This window comes from Gracilimonas tropica DSM 19535, from assembly GCF_000375425.1.
Lineage (GTDB): Bacteria > Bacteroidota > Rhodothermia > Balneolales > Balneolaceae > Gracilimonas > Gracilimonas tropica.
Map to the genome: position 1 here is coordinate 45,358 of NZ_AQXG01000014.1, position 22,070 is coordinate 67,427.

Genomic DNA, 22,070 nt, shown 5'->3' on the forward strand with positions numbered 1-22,070 from the left:
ATTCCATCACCCGGCTCTCACATAGCAAGCTGAATTTTCCTATTCAAACTGAGCCGAATGATGGAGGTATGGTATTAAATCACATCAATGTAAACCCGTACCAAATGGTAATAAGGGTAGCAATTCCTGATAGAAACAAACTTAACAGTTGAGCCTTATTTGAATCTGCCTTCAGATATCCATAGAAACCAAATATGGCGCTGGAAAAACTCATCCCAAAAAAAGTCAGTGTAATACCAAACGGGTTTCGGAGGAATTCCGGGAAATAACTCATCAGTAATTGAACCTGCCCGGCATAAGTAAGTGCTTCATTTTGTAAGATGGAGATCCACAATCCAAGATATAATACCGGCATAATGATCAACAATAGACTTAATCGGATCAGGTTTCTGGTTCTTTTGTTGGCCTTATACTCCTTTGAAGAGATCATTCAGCACCGTTGAGTTCAAATTTATATTGATACACCGAAGGTTCACTTCTTAAGAAATTCAGCTCAAATAACTGACCGGTTCGCCAGCTTTCCACCATATCGTCGTAGTGGGGTGAACCTGGATTTCCTGATTGACCACCGGGATACACGCCCCAGCCTTTCACAGCTCCCGGCTCCAATTCCACCACCATTCGCCAGGAAGGTCCGTTTCCTCCTCGGGTTGCATTGATAGATTCAGCAGAACCACCGCTAAAAAGGTCTTCCTTCCCAAAACCAGGGATCTGTGCAAGGTGATCGATATCATTGTTGATGTCGTAGCCCCATTTCCAGTTTGCCGTGTCTTCTCCGTAATAATTTACCAATGTGGCAATCGTCTCTTTGTAGGTCTCCGTTACAATCTCTTCGATTTCCTCTGCCTTTTCAGTAGTGATGTCATCCACGTATTTCATGTCGGGGTCTTTTTTGAGCATCTCCACAAAAATATCACGAGACGGATAACGCAGGTTCGCTTCCGTGGCATTATATTCATCTCCAAAAACCGCTCTGAACAACCGGTTTCTCCAAACTAAATACACAGTGGGTTGAATGAGGTCGGCATCCATCATAAAATTCCAGGAACTCAATTCTTCCAACACCTCCGCTTCCAGTGAGGAAAGTTCTGCGGTATTCGTCCATTCTATTAACTCCGGAATGATATTGGAACCGGTGTATGCAAAGTTATCCATCTGCATGCGTTGCATGTCTTTTGGGGTGATGTCGTCCATACTCTCCAACAGCTCATTAATTCGTCGGCCACGTTCGAAAGGAGCAAAGTCATCATCCAGGTAATAGGGGTAGTCCGGGGCGGCCGATTCCTGGTTGGCGGAGCTCACAAATCCCCGTTCCGGATTTTTGATATGGGGATTTTGATCTGTTGGAATCCACCCTTGCCAGTCATAATCCGTATTGGTTCCGTCGCTTACGGTTCGCCCCTGAAATTCCCATTTTTTGGGCAGTTTACCGGAAACCCATAAGGCAATATCACCGGTGGTATCGGCAAATACAAAATTTTGAGCCGGTGCAACATAATGCGTAATGGCCTCCACAAAATCGTCGTAGTTCTTCATCTTGTTGAAGCCGTAGAAAGTCTTTAAGTCATTGGAAGACTCATGGGCGATCCACCGCAGGGCATGATAAACCGGGCCATTTTCCCCGGGCGTGCCCACCTCCATAACCGGTCCGTGGTGCGTATATATCACGGTATCCATGATCGTTTCTCCCCCGCGAACTTTGATCTCTTCAATTCTTTGGGTCGTGGGCTTCCATTCCCCGTCGTGCCAATATTCTTGCATGGTTTCGTCCCGAAATTCAATTTCATACCAGTCCATTACATCCGAGCCCACATTGGTGGTTCCCCAGGCGGCTTGCTCATTAAATCCGATGATAATAGCCGGCGAGCCTTGCAGGGAAACTCCGTAGGTATTATAACCCGGTGCTGAAAGCTGTATTTCATACCAAATGGAAGGCAGTGTAAGGCTGAGATGCGGGTCGTTAGCGAGGATGGGATATCCTGACGCTGTTTTACTGCCATCTGCCACCCAGTTGTTGCTACCAATTCCTTCCGGCTGAGGGAAGGGATCAATGACTTTTGAAACACTCGGAACGAACAATGAATCCGGTTTTTCAGGAACCTCGGCTACAAAATCCCATTCGCGGGTAGGAGGAATGATGGGATCATTGAGTTCCGGTTTTTGGGTGAAATAGTTCTCCACAAAATCATCCCCAAAATATTGAAGCGTGTTGCTGGTACGCACGTCGTTATTTCTGCCGGCCAGCGTACGTGTCATATTCTTTAACAGATATGCGGTCTTGATCGGCTTCCATTCCTCCGGTTCAATATCAAGCACTTTATATTCTATGGGATATTCAGCCTGTGTAAGCTCGTTGATGTAAGCATTTACGCCCTCCGAGTAAGCTTGTATGATCCCTGAAATTTCCGGGTCTTCATTGATGGCTTTCATTGCTTGTTCTGCCCCATACACCATGCCCAGTCTGCGCGCATTCAGGTCTCTGTTAGCTAGAGACGGCCCTACAATTTCAGCCAATCTGCCGGCAGCATCGTAGGTTTGCATTTCCATTTGAAAAAGACGGTCGCGGGCCACGACATAACCCTGTGCAAGAAACAGGTCATGTTCGTTTTGGGCGAAGAGGTGCGGCACGTTTCGATCATCAAAGTAGACAGTAACTTCATCCTGCAATCCCGGTATATCAAGTGTTTCGGACTCCGGTTCTCCCGTCACTGCGTTTGCCCAGAAACCGGCATCCGGATCAAAAAACTTTCCCAGCGGCGGAACAGCTCCAAATTTAGTATTCAGCGATATGATGACTCCAATGAGAACGATGAAAGAAACAGAGGCTTTGATGAGGTTCATGTGTAATGTGCTTTGTGCTATTGTGCGGTGGTGTTATGGTGCTTAGTTCCTTTAAATCTATTTTTTTGTAAGGAATTGGTTTGAAAGCGCTCTTAGTATATACATCAAAACTAATAAATGCACTATGACTAAGATTACAAGATTCGAAGATTTGAACTGCTGGAAAGAAGCCAGAAAACTGGTGAAAAAGATCTATAAGATCAGTGAAGAGGGAAAATTTGGAAAGGACTATGGCTTAAAGGACCAATCAAGAAGGGCTTCTGTTTCAATTATGACTAATATAGCTGAGGGATTCTCCAGGTATCATAGAAAAGAATCTATTCGATTTTTTGATTTTGCACAGAGCTCAGCAGCGGAGGTCCAAAGTCTGCTATATGTTGCAGAAGATTTAGAGTATATCACTGAAGAGAAAGCAAAATCATTAAGAGAAGATGCACTAAGATGTCAAAAAATGACACTTTCTCTGATTAAACACTATAAAAAGTAAAACTACCCCGATAAACCGTAACACCATCGCACCATAACACCGCTTTTACCAGAGCAGCATTTTCATGCAGAAGACGGAGCCGCCGCTTTTCAGGAATTCGTAGGTGCTGAATTCATGGACTTTGAAGCCGGCATCTTTCAACTTATGATTTACATCTACGCAACCCTGCTGGATGAATACATTTTTCCCATCCGGACAAGTAGCATTGCAGGCAAACAACTTCTCTGCCTCGTATTTGGAAGCTTCGATCACATTAGTAAAGATCGAGTGAATAAGCTCTAAACCCTCATCTGTAAAAGCTTCAGGATAGATCAGCGCAGAATGTTCATCAAGCACACAAAAACAGGTATCCAGGTGATAGAACTTGGGATTAGTAAGCTCAAGGGCAATGACCGGCGTATCAAAAGTTTCTGATATGATCTCATAAACATCTTTAGAAGTTCTGAAGCCATAACCTCCCCAAAGCAGGCGGCGTTTGAAATGCCAGATGGCATCACCCATACCCTCAAAACTATGAAACCGGGAACCATCCAAATGAACGATGTCGTAACTGCTATCCTCGTACACTTTCTGTATGAAGGGTACCTCCCCCTTCCGTTCATCGGCATTCATGACACTCATCACAACCTGCTTAGTGCCCTCTTTGGTGATGTTGGGAAGGCTTTGATTGGCACAAAAAACCATGTCCGGAAATCCGCGCCGGCCTTCTTCCACATGCACGTACAATCCAAGCTCCTCATACGCCGATTTAAGATGCTCCCACTCATTCTGAGCCTGTAGTTTATCTACATTACCAACATGGCCTTCCATATGGGGATTGATCACATACTCCACCGAAAAGAACGTGGGCTTAACCAACAACACCTTTCCCGGTGCCGGCATAGATTCCAGATCCTTAAGACCAAAATCCAATTCGTTAACAGATGTGATTACGTTCGCCATAGATTCCAGAATATCACGTTAAATTAAAGGTTGGACAGACTCACAAATATTGAAAATATCAGAATGAGGAACAAGTTCAAATAGGTGTTAGGTTTTAGATTCAAGCTGTTTGGGTTTTGCAGAAGGAACCCAAGCCCTTGAACCTTGGTACTAAATTCTTCTGACCTGCTAACAATTATCCCTAAACAATCCTATTTTCGCTGAAACACAAAAACTGATTATGTCTCAAAAAAATCTTGTAGTAGCCTTTGGTGGAGTCTCTCCAGAGCACGAAGTATCGGTACTGACAGCCATTCAGGCGATCTCTGCGTTGGAAGGTTCATCCTATAACTGCATTCCTTTATATGTCACAAAATCCGGACGATGGTTAACCGGAGAGAAATTGCTGGATCTCTCCAACTACAAGGAGCTGAAAACACTGGAAAACGACTCGGTTTCCTGCGCTTTTGTTAAAGATGAAACCGGCAAAACATTCTTAAAAGAACAAGAGGGAGGCGGATTCTTTTCCAAACCCAAAAGTTACCCGGTATATGCCGTACTGTGTGCCTTTCATGGGAGTGAGGGAGAAAATGGCTCATTTCAGGGGGTATGTGAGATGATGAACATCCCCTACACGGGAAGCGGCGTGCTGGGCTCTTCTTTAGGCATGGATAAAGTGAAAGCCAAACTGGTGGCTGCTGCAAACGGGATTCCGGTTACCCGGGCCGTTAATTTTTATGAAAGTGACTGGGAGAAAGAGCAAGACGATCTCATCGCCGTAGCGGAGGAATACGACTATCCCCTGATCGTGAAGCCGGTGAGCTTAGGCAGCAGTATCGGAGTAGCTATTGCCAACGACCGGAATTCCTTGATCGACGCTGTAGAAACTGCTTTTCGGTATGATGCGCATTTATTGATCGAAGAGGCCGTAAACCCGCTTATGGAGATCAACTGTTCAGTGATGGGAACGCCCGACGACTGCAAACCCAGCGTTTGCGAAAAGCCGTTAGGGAAAACAGAAACTCTTTCTTTTGAGGATAAATACCAAAGCGGAGAGGGTGCCGATAAAGGCATGGCTTCTGCCGACCGGATCATCCCGGCTGATATCCCGGACGAGCTCACCAAAAAAATTCAGCGAATGGCTACCAAAACGTTTTCAGCATTAGGCGCTTCCGGCCTGGCCCGGCTCGACTTCCTGGTGAATGCCAATACCAACGAAGTTTATTTCAATGAGATCAACACCATACCCGGTTCTTTCTCCTTTTATTTGTGGGAAAAGTCCGGCTTGCAATTCAGCGAACTTTTGAATGAATTGATAGCCATTGCCCTGAAACAACATCAGGCCAAAAACGGTCGGGTGCGCAGTTATGAAACCAATTTACTGAGCGAAAAGGCTGTGAAAGGGATCAAAGGATTGAAAGGAACCAAAAACTGAAGCTAAACGAATAAAACTATTGGTTTGTTTAACCTTTGTGCTAACATTGCATAGATTGAATACCTGAACTGCACATTATGAAACACCTATTATTTTTTGCTATTTCTTTTCTGATCGTTTCCTGTGGTTCCTCTTTGGAAACCACAACCGTAAACTCAGATCCGGCCGAATTACTCGACAACGATACCACCACCGCAACTTCGGAAGATGAGATCGATGATTTCATTCACCTAAAATTGGGAGAGATCGCCCCTGTATACTCCCTTGATCCTTTGTTTGCGGAATCAAACAGTGAACTGCGAACCAATAACCTGGTATATGAGCAGCTCATCGGATTGAATCAGCTGGGAAATCCTGCTCCGGAACTGGCCAATAGCTGGGAAGTAAATGCCGATTCCACCCAATTCACCCTACACCTGCGCACCGATATTTACTATTACGATTCTTCCGTTTTCAGCAGTGGTTCGGGGCGACGTATTACCGCAAAGGATGTCCGCTTTATTTTTGAGCGCATGGCCGACAATAAGGTCCCCGATTTCGCAGCCAACATGTTCGATGATATTCGCGGCTTCAACGCCTACCACAACGAACAAACCCTCATCAAAGATCCTGAAAAGCGCGTTCTTGAAAACATTGAAGGCTTACGCATTCAAAATGATTCAACCCTCGTTTTCTATCTGAATAATAGTTCTTCCGATTTCCTGATGCGGCTGGCACATCCTTATGCATCGGTGTATCCGGAAGAGAGTGTCCCTGAAACAGGCCCTATCGTCCGTGCGGCTGGAACCGGACGTTTTAAGTTCATCCAAAAAAACGACAACACCCTGCTGTTTGCGATTAATGAAAATTACCGTGGAGTAACACCGGACCTAAACCGACTCGATATTGTATCCGGTTTGGATGAACGGGATCTCTATCAGGAGTTTGCCCGGAAAAATTTAGATGCTTTGGTTGAGGTCAGTATTCCAACTTTGAGAACCATTACAGATCCTCCGGGTTCACTGATCGATCAATTCAACCCGATCTATCGGCTCGAGAACACCGGGGTTACTACGACTTATACCGTTTTTTATAACCAAGTTTCGGATCAATCCAATTCCGTAAATACCTTGTTGGATTCACTGGATGCAGGCCGGCTTATCGGGAATGAAGCCTGGGGCAATGTTCAGTTCTACCCTTTAGAAAATACCTCTGTGAATACCGAGGATCGGCAGCTCGCAGCAACACATCTCCAAAACCACAACGAACGCATGTTGTTCAACAACCTGGCTTCCGCATCGGCAAGTTTAGGATTTAGCTTTTCCGTATCTCCTTCTTTTGCTCCCTCCTCAACCACCACCTTCACCACCCTTCCCTATGCCGATACCACACCGGTCATTCGATGGGAAGCGCCTGTTTTTATCCTCTCGCACCGTAATATTCAAGGTATTCGCCTGCAGAACTATGCCTGGGAGATGAACCTGACATCCGTTGAAGTTTCGGAGGACAGCTGATGAAACTGAGTGTGGTTGCCAACCCTTCCAAGTATGAAGTGCGCGAGGTTCTATCCAAGACCATTGAATGGGCCAAACGAAAGAATATCACCCTTTTCATAAAGTCCGAGATCTGCGATGAAACCGGACTGAACAATGCTCATGTCATTCAAAAAACCGGCTCCGATGAAGAGTCCATACAAGCCTCCGACTATGTGTTGGTGATGGGAGGCGATGGTACTATCCTATACACCGCCCGCATTTCCAAAGAGATCAACAAGCCCATTTTGGGTATCAATAGCGGCAGATTGGGTTTTATGGCCAACACCCAGGTGGAAGACCTGGAGCGGGCGCTGGATTGCCTGCTTAAAAGTGATTTTACCCTTGATAAACGGTCTTTTCTGAAAGCCACTACCAAGCAGGGTACTACTTTTCACGCCCTGAATGAATTTCTGTTTACCCGAAAGGATTCCATTTCTATGGTAAACGTGACGGCTGAATATGACGGCAGCCTCATCAATACTTATTGGGCTGACGGTCTGATCGTAGCTTCTCCAACGGGATCTACCGCTTACAGTTTGGCATCAGGCGGACCTATTGTGGCACCGGGAACCGAAGTCTTTCTGGTGACTCCGATCAACCCCCATACGCTTACAACCCGGCCTTTAGTGCTGAACTCCAATCATCCACTTCGGGTGATCATTGAGAAGCAACAAAGTGAGGTCTTGTTTTCTTATGATGGACAAGTGCATGAGATCAAGGAGTTTCCTTTTGAAGTTGAGATCCTGAAATCGGAGCTGACCTTTGACCTGATCCACTTGCCGGGACAAGATTATTTTGAGACGCTTCGTAACAAGCTCATGTGGGGAATGGATTCCCGCCGTAAAACGGAATGACTATTCGCTTGCAGCGATAACCTTTGCTTTGTTCGAGCCTGTCTGCCCTGTAATACTTCTCGCTCATTCAGCTTTTGCCCCGAGAATTCGGGGTCGCGGTATACCACCTAACCCTACTCTAACACCACTTCGCTCGGGGTGACAACAAAGAGATGAATATGAAATACGACATTTCGGGAGTTACAGTACTACAAGCCCAAAAGTTGTCATCCCGAGTGCCCGGATGCTTTCTTCGATAGGCCTTGCCTAACACGAGCCTGCCTTTGCCGGCAGGCACAACAAAAAAAAGGCACATCCTTGCGAATGCGCCTTTTCACCCCTACTCACCCAAACGCCTAAAAAGCCCATGTTAATTGGAACAAGAAGTTCGTACCTGCCTGTGGGTAGTAGTAATTATAGTAAACAGGGTCGCCTGACTGAATCCAGCCAAAGGTATAGCCATTGGTCTCGTACTCATGGTTGAAAAGATTATTCACCTGCAGGGTTGCAGTGATTCCCTCCAGCAATGGCACTTCCGAAAGCTCGTAACTTAGCCTCAGGTCATTCACAAAATACGGGTCGATGGAGCGACTCTCGGTTTGGGTGTTATCCAGGTATTGGCGGGAGACGTACTTCGAAACCAGCTCCGCATACAGCGCTCCTTTTTGATATCCGATCACCCCATTCGCAATCACAGACGGAGAAAAAGCGATATCGGTATCTTCATAGACTGATTCCTGTTGACCCAGGTAAACAAAGGTTGGACTATACCGGTCGGTATACTGGGTATATTCCACGATCTTATTCTGACTGAAGGTCGCATTGGCAGAAAGACTCAGATTACTCGTAAGGCTGTACCCACCCTGAAGCTCAATTCCTGCACGATAACTTTTTGGTACATTCTCCCGCACGATCTCTCCCACATCATTGATCTGTCCGGTGGGCACCAGCTGATCGCGATAGAACATTCCGTATAAATTCACCCCTGCATAAAAGCGGTCAAAATCACCGCGATAGCCCAATTCCACATTGTACATTTTTTCAGGATCGGGACGACTGTCAGGCGTGGAATCCACATATTCATCGCGGGTTGGCTCTTTGCTGCCTATGGCAAAAGAAGCATACAACCGCTGACTTTCCGGAAGCTCATAAACGAAGCCAAACTTTGGATTGAAGAACAGCAGGTTCTCAGTCTGCTGAATGGCAACCAGGCTATCACGGACATTGCTTCCTTCACTGCGGACAAACCCGTTTCCGAGGAAATCATATGCTACGCCACGTACCTGCAGATCCAGGTATGAGCTCAGCGACTCTGTAAAATTATACTGCACCTTGCTGTACACATTGTAATCGTCTTTGATACCGTCATTATCATAATAACGATCTTCAAACTCGCTGTCGCCGGCGTACCGGGCCCAGATCACTTCTCCAAAATGAGCTCCGTCATAATAGCTGTAACCACCTCCAAAAGTCACATTCCAAATGTCGGAATGCGTGTATTTGGTGGAAAAGATGGTGCCATAGAAATCATTATCCAGCCAGCGGCGCCGGATCAGGTCAGACTCCTGTGGGGTGGTAGGCAACAGCGGTTCAATGCCATAATCCGATAAAGCTTCGTTTGCTTTGTATTCTTCATAATAGCCAAACCCTTTGGTATAAAAAGCCGAGATGTTGGCGTTCCAGTTATTCGTTAACCGGTACGAATAATGCAGCTGATAATAATTCTGCTGGTAGTTATCCACCTGATTTTCATAGGGCTCACCCTCTTTTTCAGTTCCCGCCTCGTTGAAGGTGCGGTCGTTTTCCAGCACGCTTTCTTCGATGCCATACCACGCCTGATACGTGCGCTCCCGGCCTGAGAATACATCGGCGCGAAGCAAACTTCGTTCGCCATGGTGAGAGGCCGACAAGAAATAGGAATCCAGGTCCGAACTTGCACGATCTATAAATCCGTCCGAATCAATTTTGGATAAACGTCCCTCAAACTGCCAGCCGTTTTCCATCAGTCCGGAGCCCAGTTTTACATTGTATTTTTGGGTGTTGAATGAGCCGAATCCGGTATTGATCTCCCCAAAAGGATCGACCCGCGAAGAACTTGTTTGTAGATTTACCGTCGCACCAAAGGCCCCTGCTCCGTTGGTGGAAGTTCCTACTCCCCGCTGTATCTGAATGTTCTTGGTTGAAGACGAAAGGTCCGGCAGGTTCACCCAAAACACGGCATGTGATTCCGCATCATTGACCGGGATCCCGTTGATGGTCACGTTGATACGCGCCGGGTCAACCCCGCGAATGCGGATGCCGGTATAGCCTATACCTGCCCCGGCATCAGAGGTAGTAGTAACCGAGGGCGTACTTTGCAGCAGGTAGGGTACATCCTGCCCAAGGTTGCGCTTCTCGATCTCTTCCTCTTCCACGTTGGTGTAGGTGATAGGCGAAGACTCATCGGCGCGGGTGGCACTTACAAAGACATCGTCCCCGATATAGGTTTCCGGGTACATGAATATCTTCAGGTCTTGCCGGTCAGACGAAACATCAACTTCCTGATCTTTATATCCGAGATAGGTGATCAGTAAGGCATCTTTCCCATTTTCGGACAACCGAAGTTCAAAAGATCCGTCATCTTCGGTTACCACGCCCCGGGAAGTACCCTGCTGACGTACGGCGGCCCCGGTGAGCGGTTCCCTGGATTGAGCATCCAAAATAGTTCCGGTTATAGTTTGTGCCTGAAGGGAAGCATCAGGCGTGAAGAGTAGCGGTATCGCTAACAAAAAAGCCGCATAAAACGACTTTCGAAATATAGAATTAAACATGAATTCCTCCATATAAACTTAAAATTAATGGAGGAGGTTAACTTGCGTTACTGTGCGGTAAACAGGTTTCCCTACGCCGGTATTATCCGGTTCAGGTATCAGGGTGTAATCTCAGCCCGCTATGCAAGCACCCCCAACCTTGGTTGTGAATGAAGAAGATAAGCGGAAAGCAATTGAATATCGACCACTGAATGCAGGAACTTCGAACATTAATCCTCCCTCCTCCGACGAATGGGAAGGAAACCTATTAAATCCATCTACCGGCTCAGTCTAAAAGGGAAACAGCGTATGATTCCAAAAGAGCGGGGTGATGGATCGCGGGAACACCGATCATTCAACATCCAACTCCGAACATCGAACTGTAGAGCGACTCGCTGAGTCGCTTTGGAGCCATCGCCAAAAAAGGATTATTCCAACACACGAATTTGATCTCGCTCCACACGCTCTGCGTTGGAGCGGACAAGTATTAGAACCCTATCCCTGTCACTTTCCCTAACGCACTTTATTTGGGATGGCTGAGGTGAAGAAGAACAGCAGTACGTTTAAGAGTACTCTGCTCGTGAAGAATGTATGCGTCAGGGCAATGGGACTTGATGCTTATTTATGATGTCGAATATTTAAAGTATATCCTGTGGCTAAAAGTTCTTCATAAGGCAAGTAGCTAATTTAGGTGTCTCCTTCCTTGGCATGCTTGCACATTATGCCTGACTGCCGGAAGGGGCAACAAAAAAAAGCCCCGCCAAAAAGACGGGGCTATTCATGCTAAATAAACATCAAAAAAAGGGTTAACTGATCACGGTCTACTGCTCACTGGTATTCTCGCCCAGCCACCAGTTTCTAAGTTGAATTTGCTCTTCCGTGGCATCTTCCATTTCGATCAGTTTAGGTGACATGGCTTTGGGCTCGCCTACTTTTCCGGAGACTTCCACCTCTTCGCCATCCCGGATGAGCGTCATGCTGAGGTCCATATCCGGCGTCCATTGAAAACTTGGGGCGAGGATGGCCTGCGCATTCCGGATCGACAATTCCGTACCGTTTACGGATTTGATGATATCGCCCGGTTCAACCCCCAGCTCGATCAAGGTGGTATTTAGTCCGGAATCCATAAAATAAAGCTCTCCGGTTTCCTGATTTACGTTGATGAAAGGCGTCTGCTGATCCCGGAAAAATACGGTAACCGGTGTTTCCACTTCTTCCATGCTCAAACCGACTTTGTTAAAATACACCTGATAGTCGATCGGAGTTGTGCCTGCGACATGGGTCTGTAAAAAGTCACCGATCTCAGGATAGGTCATAGCGGTGATCTCATCCATGATCGCATCGTCCTCAAATGGCTTATCCTTACCGTATTTTTCGGACAGTTCATGCATCAGCGACATCATGCTTCGCTGACCTTCACTTTGCTCACGCATGATGATATCCAAGCACATATTGATGAGCGCACCCTTCATGTACACATTGTAATAATTGGAAGCATAAGGCTCGTCGATCACATTTTCGCTCATCACCGTAAAGCTCATTTCATCATCGAGGCCGGCTGCCGTTTGGATCTTGCCAACCATCTTATCATAAAAGGCCTGTCGGTCTTGCAGTCCTTCATACACCTGAAAGTGTGAGGCAAAATACTCCGTCAATCCTTCATACATCCAGAGGTGCTTGGAAAAAGTCGGATCGTTATAATCGAAATAATGCACATCTTCGGAATGCACGCTCAGCGGAGTGATGATATGGAAAAACTCATGCGCTACCACATCTACAAGAGCCTCGCTCAGCATAGCCTGATTTACCACATCGGGGTAGGTCATGACGGTTGACGTTTGATGTTCCAGCGCGCCAAATCCCTGCGCATCCTGCTGCTGGGTAGAAAGGTATAGGAAAATATCGTATCGATCGGTCGTAGCAAGCTCGCCGATGTATTCACTCTGGGCCTGCATCATCTCATATACCACGTCGCGATACTGGGAAGCGGTGTGATTTCCGCTTGGGGAATACACGCTAAATACGATCTCGATACCGCCCGCTTCAAATCGCTCCTGAGTCAGATTTCCATACATCATAGGGTTGTCAGTTACATCAAAATAGCGGTCGGCCTGGTAGGTGATAGATACGCTTTGACCGGTTGTATCTGCCGAAAGCTGCGCTAAGGCTGAGGAGTAGTTCATCCCAAGTGGGGAAGTGACGTCGATCTGATAGCTGCGGTCTTCACGTCCTTCAAAATAGCCCACAAAACCGTGCAGGTTCAGCACAAATACATCGTCCGAAATGTTGGTTCCTGAAGGAGAGAAGGGCGTTGCTTTATCGGTGCCTTCAATATCAAAAGTATCGTTTACGTAATATTCAATGCGGTCAAGATTTTGTGCATTGGGGATCGTCCAGGTGTTGCTGTCGGTTTTCGCAACATTCATCTCTGCTCCGGTATAGGAATAGGCTTTGAAGCCTTCAGCAAAGGTCCCGAAATCGCTAATGGCATAGGTCCCCTGTACCACGCGGGGCAGCCTGAACAGGACCGTATCCTGCGAAAACATGCCCGGATCCAACTGCACCAACAGCCGGTCTTCATTTACATTGGTAAGGTCAATCGCCGTTTCGATCGGTTTTTGGTCAAAAGCCGGTTCCGGTGCATCCCCCAGCATGTCCCCTGTTTTAGGCGAACATGCTGCAAGAGCAACCACAACAAACAAGCCAAGAATAGATAGTCTCTTCATAAATTAGATTGGATTTTTTTGGATTACAGGCACGGATAATTTTCACCAACATGCCCTCAGTTTCTCGGGTGCAACCTACGAAGAATTTTCCAAGGTGTTGCATGAAAGGAACATCGAACACCCAACATCCAACTCCGAACACCGAACTGTACAGCGTCTCGCTGAGTCGCTTGGGTTATGCTAACCACACGGGTGAATTTAAGCCATATGCTACCTCGTTTTGGAAGCCGGCCTTGGCGATCATTTAAACAGGTCAATGAGATAATTCCGGTCGAAGATGCGGTCTCTGATGGGGACTTTTGCCAATTCAAAGAGCATCGTACCCTGTATCTTTCGGCTGCGTTCGGCCTCGGTATAATAATCGGATTCGATGTACCCGCCCTTGCCCGGCGACTCATACTCCAACAGCAACACATGGAAATTACGATCCAGCACCGAACGTCCCAGGCAGTGTGCCATCACCATGAGGATGTAGTTATAGTCGCGTTCGTTATCGGGAAGGTGCTTGGGATAGATGATCTGCAAGGTGATGCAGCCGTCTTTGATCTCGAGCACTTTGAATGCCGTGCCTTTGAAGATCGCATAATACCAAAGTCCGGAGCTTTGCATGTGGCGGTCAATATCCGGCAGTTTTGAATCGGGGATAGAGATGCCGTTATCGGCAGGGGTGTTGGGATAGATCATAGTGGGTAACGTTTGGGGTGATTGTGTTGGTTGTTCGTTACACCAAGATCAAAGGAATAGAGAAGCCACTCGCCGTTTGGATAACCAAGCATCCCACATCGTTTGAACCACCGTGCCCGAGTTGAATGGGTCGGTTGGTAACCCGCCGGGGCGGGTTTCTTGATGTTGATTTGAAGTTAGTTAGATCGGGGTAAATTTAAAATGGGTGTCTAATTCTTTTTCACTATCAAATGAAAAATGAGTGCTGCTTTGGCCTTTTAAGAATTTATTTAGCTCCTTTTTTGACTTAAAAAGTCTATAAGAAATACCTTGATAATTATAGACCCAAAAGGTTTTTCTTTTGTCGTCCATTGTTAGTTGAACAGTTTCTACCGATATATCTGAACGGATATAACTATAGCCTATTTGCTTAACCTTATTCATAGGATTAATTTTTGCTGATAGAAGTCGCTTTATAAATATCCGCAGGTAAGGGCTCTTCAACTTTCCAAACTATGTCCATAGGTTGCGACCCCTCCCATTGATTTAGTTCTACTGGTCCTACAAAGAAATATGGTTGAGTTTCACGTCTTTCATCTTGCCTTTGATTTCTGATAAACAATAATGGTGTGATACCTTTTTGTCTATGTTCTAAATGACGGATACCTTTTTTTGTAGTGGGTTTGGTATTACTCTGGGTTTGCCAGTGAAATAAAGTATCTGATATGGCATAATCTCGATACATAGTAGAAGGAGAATAATCTTTTTCACTTTTATTTAAAGTCACAAATAGAAGATTGCATTTTGTTTCTTTGTGAAAGAATACGCCTTCTCGCGGTAAATACAATTTTCCGTTTCGAATATCATTAAATGCAGCCATGATCTCATCACGACTATATTTGGAGTGTAGCTCTAAATATATATCGTAAGGATTTTTCCAGAGCTTAGTTCTATGTGTTACTTCATTTAATAAAAACTCCATTAATTCACGATATTCATTTACTAACCCAGGATAGTTCCAAAACCTGTGAATTAGTTTTTCTAGCTGACTAATTTCATTCTCTTCACCAAAATTAGCTGCCCACATTTTTAAATAGCTCAGTTCTTGTCTCCCGAGGTTTGAAGTAGCAGGAGGCTTTGAGTTTGAAAAGAAATTTATACTCCACTTAAGTCTGGAAATACTATCTATATGAATGCTTCTAATAATCGACCTTCCAAAAGCTTTTTCTTCATCGGTTTGTTCACTTGAAATAAGACCTACCTCTCTTTTAAGCTGTGTGAAATAAAGGTCATTCTTGTAGAAATCTTCTAAATGTAGTTCAGTCTTTGCAAAAAATTGGTGAAGTGTTTTTGGCCGTTCTACACTCTTGTAAAGTGAGACAATTTGTGGTCGATTTGAAGCAATAGAATTTTTGATATTATCCAAGACAATTTCTTGAGAGACCTTATCTAATTCTACGGCACATCCAGTAGGGAGAACCGGAAACCCATTTTCTAAATGTCTTTGAAGTTTTCGCCCATGTACATTTACCAAGGAACTGAACTTATTTGAATAGCTAAATTTATTATTCGAATGACCAATGAAATCAAGAACTGTCAAACATTCCTTACCATCCGAAAGACGTAATCCTCGTCCAAGTTGTTGAGTGAACAAAATTGAACTCTCTGTTGGTCTTAAAAATAAAATTGTATCAACTTCAGGAATGTCAATTCCTTCATTAAATAGATCTACAGTAAAGATTGCATTGACATCACCTTTTCTGAGTTTTGATATCGCAGAGTCACGAGTTGCTCGATCTGAATTACCTGATAAGTGTATACTTGGTATTCCCATCTCATTAAATTTCTGAGCCATATATTGAGCGTGCTGAACTCCTACGCAAAAACCCAGAGCTTTCATTTCAAATGGGTCCCTGATTTTATCCTTCAATTCCTTTTCGATGAATGCCATACGATCGTCTGATGAGGTATATAAGTTTTCTAACTCGGCTCGGTCATATTTACCACGCACCCAATTGACGTTTGATAAATCAGTGTTATCATGGACTCCAAAAAATTGGAAAGGCGAAAGGAGTCCTTTTTCTATGGCATCCCAGACTCGTAATTCTGCAGTAGCTTTACCGTCAAAAAAGTCCATGACATTTTTCCCATCCGTTCTTTCTGGAGTAGCTGTTAATCCTAATAAATATTTAGGCTCAACATAATCTAAAAGTCTTTGATAGGTGTTTGCTTCAGCATGGTGAAATTCATCAATTATAATTGCATCAAAATGATCTTCCTCAAAATTGAATTCGCCAGTATGAAGTGATTGGATTGATGCAAAAACATGATTCCATTCATTGGGAATGAATCCGTCGACATACAATTCTCCAAAACCGCTTTCTTTTAAAATCTGGCGAAAGGTTTGAAGACTTTGCTTCAAAATCTCTTTTCGATGAGCAACAAAAAGTAGCTTAGGATCTCCATTAAATTCGGCTTTGAAGTTTTTGTAATCAAAAGCTGAAATGACCGTTTTCCCAGTCCCAGTAGCAGCGACAACTAAGCTTCTATTATTTTGTTTAACGACCCTTTCGAGTTCAAGTTTTTCTAAAATCTCTTGTTGGAATGAATATGGTTTTAAATCAAAAAAAGTTTGGTCAAACTTTACCGTTGATTCTTGATTTAGAGCAGCACTAAGAACTTTCTTTTCATTTTCACTTCCTTCATACATCTTGAATTCTTCACTATTCCAGTAACTTTCAAACGATGCTTCAAACTTTTGAATTAGATGAGGCGATTCAATATTCGAGATTCTGACATTCCATTCTAATCCGTCAGTTTGTGCACTAGCCGAGAGGTTTGAGGATCCAACATAAGCTGTACTATAACCTGTGTTTCTATGAAATAACCAAGCTTTAGCATGGAGTCTCGTTCTTCTTGTATCATAGGAAACTTTTACTTTTGCCCCCATTTCTTGAAGTTCATCAATCGCTTTTTTATCACTTGCTCCCATATATACAGTTGTGATGACTCGGACTTCAACACCTTGGTTTATACACTGTCTAATTTCTTCTTTCAGCAATCGAAGTCCAGACCATTTGATAAATGAGCAAATAAAATCAACTCGATCTGCACTTTGAATTTCTTTTTTTAATTCGAAGCCTATTCGGTATTCATCGCGAGAATTTACCAGTAAAGCAGATTGTGATAATGGTATTCCTGGATGAGTTAAATCTTTTGATTTCCATTGTGTACCACTTTTATTATTTAAAACGGAAAGTAAAATCTCTTCGGTAGCAAAATCATTTTCATCAAAACTTTTATTGATTTCAGCGAGCTGTTTGATAAAAGAATTACATAATTCCAGTCCCTTCTTTATTCTGTCCTTTGGTTTAATGTCATCAAGTGTAATTCTTAAAAAACGTTCGAGGTATATTGCTGCATAGGTTGAAAATTCTGCTGGATCAACAGTGTCTAGCTGCTTCTCAAATGCTTCACTTGCTAAAAGTTCTTTCTTCTTTTCTGAAAGTAATTCGTCGTATAAACCTTCTTGGAGTAGTTCTTTTATCATATTATTTCTGGAAATTTTGAATCAATAATCCCCCATCCCCGGAATCACATTCCTTATCCCGCCGCGGGGATTTTCCACATCACCTTTATACCTGGGAATAATGTGAATGTGCGTGTGGAAGACGGTTTGTCCGGCTGCTTCATACATGTTAAAGCCGATGTTGAATCCGTCGGGTTGGTATTTCTTTTCTAAGATATTCTTTACTCGTTCCACCATGATTCGACAGGCGGTTTTTTCTTTGTCGTTCATTTCAAAATAATGGGTCGATTTCCGCTTGGGAATCACCAGGGCGTGTCCATTGCTCACCGGGTATTTGTCGTAGATGCTGTACACGGTGGCCAGTTCGGAGATAAGTTTGGCATCGGGAGACGGATTTTCAAAGATGCCTTCCTTGCCGTTGTCCACCTGTGTGAAGTGCCGATATTCGTAAATCTCACAAAAATCATTCTTGAAGAAGGACTTGTAGGGCAGTTTTACGTTGCATTGGTAGGTCGGCTCTTTGTGAACATAATGAGTTCGGTAGCCTTGTCTTTTTAAATCACGGCGGACGGTGAAAAAGGCTTTTCCGGTTGGCTTCAACAACTCACTGACCGACATTAGCACTTCGGCCTGTTCTTCTGGCAACAATACATTCAACACATACTGGCAGATTATGGTATCAAATTTTTTGTCAGGGTATTCGGGTGCGTGATGCGGATCATAAGCAGTGCAGTTGAATCCTTTAGAATTCAGAAATTCAACATCTTTTCCAAAACCTGAACCGAAATCCAGAACCTCACCTTCAATCACTCCCATGTTATAGAGCTTGCGAGTAGGATACGAAACTTTGTCCCGTTCCTTAGCTGTGAGATGTGAATTCGGGTTTCCTTTCATCACAAATTGAAGGCTTCAAAACCGCGGGTTTCGATTAGATACCGGCTTTTCTCTTTCAGGGAATGAAAGGCGGAATTTTCCCAGTTATGCTGTTCAAAATCTTGGCGGGTCACGAGATTCACATTCATCTCTTTCTCAAAACCGGCTTGCTCTGTTTCCCGAATTATTTGCCAGTAAGAGATAATCCGATCTTTTCTATGATCTAATAATTCTATGGAAGGAATTTTATCTCGCTTGCGATTATTCACAGCGGCTTTGGCCGGTAACAAATTCCACAGATCATTATTCCGCCAAACAGAAAACGGAAGCACATGATCAATATTTAAATCATTTGTGATTTTACTGCCTGACCAAACACATTCCAGTCCGCCATTTCTCTTGTTCAAGGCCTTAAAGATTTTTTCAGATAACAACACATTTCGCGCTTCCTGTGGCGACTTCAACATGGTTTCCAACACCTGGTTCATATTCAGGCTTTTATCTTTATCCACGGTAAATTCCGCCCAGTTGATGAGAATAGAGTGCATTCCAGTCACAAAACTTCCCATCAACTCCATCACTTTAAAATAGTCGAGAGGAATCGAAAAGCAGGAGAAATTTTCAATCAAAAAGTTCACATCCATGTTGTCAGGCTGCATCAGCCGAATGTTGGTTTCTTCCCTTTTAAAGATGCTATATTCAGTGCCGTTCACCGATTTTCCAATATATCGCATGGGCTGATCTTTGATGGTATCCCGGAGTTTCTTGCAAAGCTGAAAAACGGTGTCTTCCATTTCATCGGGCAGATTCCCCCGGATGATTTCAGAATAAAAGACAGAAAGTCCGCCTCTCATTTTATAAAAATCCGTTACCTCTTTGAAGAGCGTGCGAAAGGATAGCGTAAATGAATCAAGATCGTCACCGTTTCTTTGGGGAAGTTCTTGTTCAATGATCGGGTAGTAATATTCCAGCCATTTCAGGATCAACAATCCAACAGGGAGTACAACTCGATCACCCTCAAATTTTTGATAGGGAGATTTTTCCTGAATGACCTCAATGGTAGCCCGAAGCAAAGCAAATTTGTAGGTGGTGTCTTTGCTATCCCGCTCAATGATCTGATTTATATTTTTGAGTACCTCGTATTCCATCTCCCTAAAACTAAACTTTCCTGGGGATAAAGCAAGCCTTTTCAAATCATTAGAAAAAAGAAGAAAGGATAATTCGGCTCAAGCCCAAAAAGAAAAAACTTATGTCCTGCTAATGTAGGGATTCGGCCAAATCCTAAAAATGGCCTGAACCATGCTAAAGATCACAGCCCAGTCGATTTAAGTCATCGTGCGGCAGGCATTCAATCGTCAGACGAACTTATAAACATTAGGGGGAATGGTGATGGATCCGCTACTCGGGCTTGATAGAGATTTGGGTGATGCCATTCGTCGGACGAGTTCTTGCTCTTTCGTTGTTGGTGTATAATCGAGATCCAAACAGACAAATAGAAGCAAGAAAAGCATTAGTCGGTATCGTTGGTCAACCGTCACCCGAAAAAGAAAAGCATAAAAATAGCCCGACCGGATTGCCTCCGTGGGCTTGTTTTTTGAATAACTGCTTCCAATATACGGCGGGATCGGGGCCTCGGCCAAATCTGATTTTTAATGTATAAGTAATAGTAAGTGATGTTTGTTGAAATGTGTTTTATAGCTGTTAATGATGGTTTGAGTAGATTTAAAACCATGGCTTGCTACGACTTCTTTGAGCGATCAGCGGTTAGCTTTCAGCTTTTTTGTTCGAGTAGCAAAAAACTGAAAGCTGAAGTCTGAAAGCTGACTGCTAAAACCCGAAGGAGAAAACATGGGAATTTTATTTGGCCTACCTTCCTTTTATTCAAGTGACGCATGAACTCTCAATCACAATATTCATCAGGATGCACGAATTTATACTCCCCTCTGCGGAATTGGAGCACTTCGTAAAGCGAATTTATGAGATCGATATTCCCCGCCCCAGCACTTTCGAGGAAAACCGGGTCATTCCCATGGGGACCGGAACCATCACCTTCGTGCTAAAGGGTGATCCGCTGATCAAAGGCAAAAACGGCATTCGGGAGTTCCCGAAATATGCACTGGGCGGGCAGTATTTTCCGACCTTTTCTTTTCAGAGTGATACCCCGCTGCTGTACTATGGCGTAGCCCTGAAACCGACGGCATCGTATAAGCTCTTCGGAACCTACCTGGCTGATATTCAAAATGATTTTGTTCCTTTTGATACCGTGGTGGGGCAAGATGCAGATCGGCTCTATGAACATTTATCAAAGACCGACTCCACAGAGCAGCGACTACAACTGCTGGATACTTTTATGCTGGATCAGCTGCCTGATGAGGTCACTTACAATCACCTGGACGTGGTGATCGATTATATCTACGAAAAAAAAGGCATTCTGAAAGTGCAGGATCTGTGTGATTATGAGGGGATCAGCCGCCGGTACCTGGAAAAGAAATTCAAGCAGCATATTGGTTTTACGCCGGGGCAGTTTATCCGTCAGGTTCGTTTTAATTTTGCATGCGCGGCCATTGCGGAGGGAACGGAGTCTGTGGAAGATATTTTCCTGAAATTCAATTATTACGACCGGTCTCATTTCATGAAGAAGTTCAAAAAGTTTCATGGAGGGGAGCTGGAGGTGCTTACCGGAGAGGAGGACAACCTGTTCAAAACGGTGTTTTCGCGGATCATGCGAACCGATCAGGAGAATGAGTATCATCCTTAGTGTTGGGTTGGAGATTAAATTATTTTTTTGTTGGCTTCCTTAGTTAAGAATGCTGCCTCTAAGGCAGTCATCCAGAACGGTCGCTGGTTTGAATTGGGTATCGTAAGGTGAAAGCGATGGATCTCAAGATCTGCACCGGCGAGTGGTTTTAGGCGTTGAGATCCCTCGCGTAAGAAAATCCAGCCTCTGGCAACATTTTGGCGACTCGGGATGACAACTTTTTCAACGCACTCGCTCCTACGCTCTGCGTTGGAGAGAATTCTTAGGTTCGATGATCGATCGTCGGTTTTCTTAAGCTGCATTTATGCGCGAGTATATTGAGCCGTATGAAGACTAGTATCAAAAAGACAGAATTTCCCACCGACCGTCATCCCGCACGGAGTGAAAACGGAGATGCAGGATGACGGCCTTAAAGCTATGGTATCGTACGGTGAACGCGATGGATCTCAAGATCTGCACCGGCGAGTGGTTTTAGGCGTTGAGATCCCTCGCGTAAGAAAATCCAACTCCTGGCAACATTTTGGCGACTCGGGATGACAACAGTTTGGGTAATATCAAACAGATTCCGCGTAGTGCATCAATCCGGTATTAAAGGTGTATAAAATTACGAGAACAGCTAAAGCCTCTAAGGTTGTCTTCCAGAGCGCCCGCCGGGTTATATTAGGTATCTGTATGGTGAACGCGATGGATCTCAAGATCTG

General features: G+C 44.5%; 18 protein-coding genes and 2 riboswitches. Of the genes, 8 read left to right on the plus strand and 10 right to left on the minus strand.

Annotated features, from left to right (window positions below; all coding sequences use genetic code 11):
- Positions 1-79: 79 nt before the first annotated feature.
- Together B151_RS0115420 and B151_RS0115425 are read right to left on the minus strand one after the other, a co-directional pair.
- Positions 80-430: a hypothetical protein gene (locus tag B151_RS0115420; protein ID WP_020404552.1), complete on the minus strand. Its 351-nt coding sequence runs from the start codon at positions 428-430 to the stop codon at positions 80-82.
- Entirely contained in the window at positions 427-2,841 is a 2,415-nt protein-coding gene (locus tag B151_RS0115425) for a penicillin acylase family protein (RefSeq protein ID WP_020404553.1), read from the minus strand. Before B151_RS0115425 ends, B151_RS0115420 begins: the two co-directional genes overlap by 4 nt.
- 124 nt (positions 2,842-2,965) lie before the next feature.
- Between B151_RS0115425 and B151_RS0115430 the strand changes: the two genes are divergently transcribed.
- Entirely contained in the window at positions 2,966-3,328 is a 363-nt protein-coding gene (locus B151_RS0115430; RefSeq protein ID WP_020404554.1) for a four helix bundle protein, read from the plus strand.
- Between the two features lie 45 nt (positions 3,329-3,373).
- Here the strand turns inward: B151_RS0115430 and B151_RS0115435 are convergent, their stop codons facing one another.
- On the minus strand, positions 3,374-4,270 hold the full coding sequence (locus tag B151_RS0115435) for a dimethylarginine dimethylaminohydrolase family protein (RefSeq protein ID WP_020404555.1): 897 nt from the start codon (positions 4,268-4,270) through the stop codon (positions 3,374-3,376).
- 220 nt (positions 4,271-4,490) lie between these two features.
- Here B151_RS0115435 and B151_RS0115440 point away from each other — a divergent pair, with 220 nt between their 5' ends.
- The 3 genes from B151_RS0115440 (at position 4,491) to B151_RS0115450 (ending at position 8,052) form a co-directional block, all read left to right on the plus strand.
- The gene (locus B151_RS0115440) at positions 4,491-5,684 is read left to right on the plus strand and encodes a D-alanine--D-alanine ligase family protein (RefSeq protein WP_020404556.1); all 1,194 of its coding nucleotides are present in this window, start codon (positions 4,491-4,493) and stop codon (positions 5,682-5,684) included.
- Between the two features lie 77 nt (positions 5,685-5,761).
- Positions 5,762-7,177 (plus strand): ABC transporter substrate-binding protein, encoded by a 1,416-nt coding sequence (locus B151_RS0115445; RefSeq protein ID WP_020404557.1) that lies wholly within the window; start codon positions 5,762-5,764, stop codon positions 7,175-7,177.
- Positions 7,177-8,052, plus strand: a complete 876-nt coding sequence (locus B151_RS0115450) for an NAD(+)/NADH kinase (RefSeq protein WP_020404558.1) — start codon at positions 7,177-7,179, stop codon at positions 8,050-8,052. The genes B151_RS0115445 and B151_RS0115450 overlap by 1 nt, the downstream gene beginning before the upstream one ends.
- Before the next feature lie 335 nt (positions 8,053-8,387).
- Here the strand turns inward: B151_RS0115450 and B151_RS0115455 are convergent, their stop codons facing one another.
- Positions 8,388-10,841 carry a TonB-dependent receptor gene (locus B151_RS0115455; protein WP_157471076.1) on the minus strand — a complete coding sequence of 818 codons (2,454 nt, stop codon included), beginning with the start codon at positions 10,839-10,841 and terminating at the stop codon, positions 8,388-8,390.
- A 51-nt stretch (positions 10,842-10,892) separates the two neighbouring features.
- A riboswitch (TPP riboswitch) is annotated at positions 10,893-10,986 on the minus strand.
- Between B151_RS0115455 and B151_RS20135 the strand changes: the two genes are divergently transcribed.
- Both B151_RS20135 and B151_RS20140 read left to right on the plus strand, forming a co-directional pair.
- Entirely contained in the window at positions 10,963-11,115 is a 153-nt protein-coding gene (locus B151_RS20135; RefSeq protein ID WP_020404560.1) for a hypothetical protein, read from the plus strand. (Overlaps the previous riboswitch by 24 nt.)
- A 36-nt stretch (positions 11,116-11,151) precedes the next feature.
- Positions 11,152-11,337, plus strand: coding sequence for a hypothetical protein (locus B151_RS20140; protein ID WP_157471077.1), 186 nt, complete (start codon positions 11,152-11,154; stop codon positions 11,335-11,337).
- A 304-nt stretch (positions 11,338-11,641) separates the two neighbouring features.
- Here B151_RS20140 and B151_RS0115465 read toward each other — a convergent pair whose 3' ends face one another.
- From B151_RS0115465 to B151_RS0115490, 6 genes are all read right to left on the minus strand, one after another.
- Positions 11,642-13,546: a M61 family metallopeptidase gene (locus B151_RS0115465; RefSeq protein ID WP_040517184.1), complete on the minus strand. Its 1,905-nt coding sequence runs from the start codon at positions 13,544-13,546 to the stop codon at positions 11,642-11,644.
- A gap of 240 nt (positions 13,547-13,786) precedes the next feature.
- Positions 13,787-14,230 (minus strand): hypothetical protein, encoded by a 444-nt coding sequence (locus B151_RS0115470; protein ID WP_020404562.1) that lies wholly within the window; start codon positions 14,228-14,230, stop codon positions 13,787-13,789.
- Between the two features lie 62 nt (positions 14,231-14,292).
- A riboswitch (SAM-I-IV-variant riboswitch) is annotated at positions 14,293-14,401 on the minus strand.
- Positions 14,402-14,410: 9 nt separating this feature from the next.
- Positions 14,411-14,653: a hypothetical protein gene (locus B151_RS0115475; protein WP_020404563.1), complete on the minus strand. Its 243-nt coding sequence runs from the start codon at positions 14,651-14,653 to the stop codon at positions 14,411-14,413.
- A gap of 4 nt (positions 14,654-14,657) precedes the next feature.
- Positions 14,658-17,759: a DUF3427 domain-containing protein gene (locus tag B151_RS0115480; RefSeq protein WP_020404564.1), complete on the minus strand. Its 3,102-nt coding sequence runs from the start codon at positions 17,757-17,759 to the stop codon at positions 14,658-14,660.
- A gap of 21 nt (positions 17,760-17,780) precedes the next feature.
- On the minus strand, positions 17,781-18,632 hold the full coding sequence (locus tag B151_RS0115485) for a bifunctional class I SAM-dependent methyltransferase/HIT family protein (RefSeq protein WP_020404565.1): 852 nt from the start codon (positions 18,630-18,632) through the stop codon (positions 17,781-17,783).
- On the minus strand, positions 18,632-19,759 hold the full coding sequence (locus B151_RS0115490) for an HNH endonuclease domain-containing protein (protein ID WP_020404566.1): 1,128 nt from the start codon (positions 19,757-19,759) through the stop codon (positions 18,632-18,634). Before B151_RS0115490 ends, B151_RS0115485 begins: the two co-directional genes overlap by 1 nt.
- A 773-nt stretch (positions 19,760-20,532) precedes the next feature.
- Between B151_RS0115490 and B151_RS0115500 the strand changes: the two genes are divergently transcribed.
- Positions 20,533-21,369 (plus strand): helix-turn-helix domain-containing protein, encoded by an 837-nt coding sequence (locus tag B151_RS0115500; RefSeq protein WP_020404567.1) that lies wholly within the window; start codon positions 20,533-20,535, stop codon positions 21,367-21,369.
- A gap of 381 nt (positions 21,370-21,750) precedes the next feature.
- Positions 21,751-21,906 (plus strand): hypothetical protein, encoded by a 156-nt coding sequence (locus B151_RS20145; RefSeq protein WP_157471078.1) that lies wholly within the window; start codon positions 21,751-21,753, stop codon positions 21,904-21,906.
- The last annotated feature ends 164 nt before the right edge of the window (positions 21,907-22,070 follow it).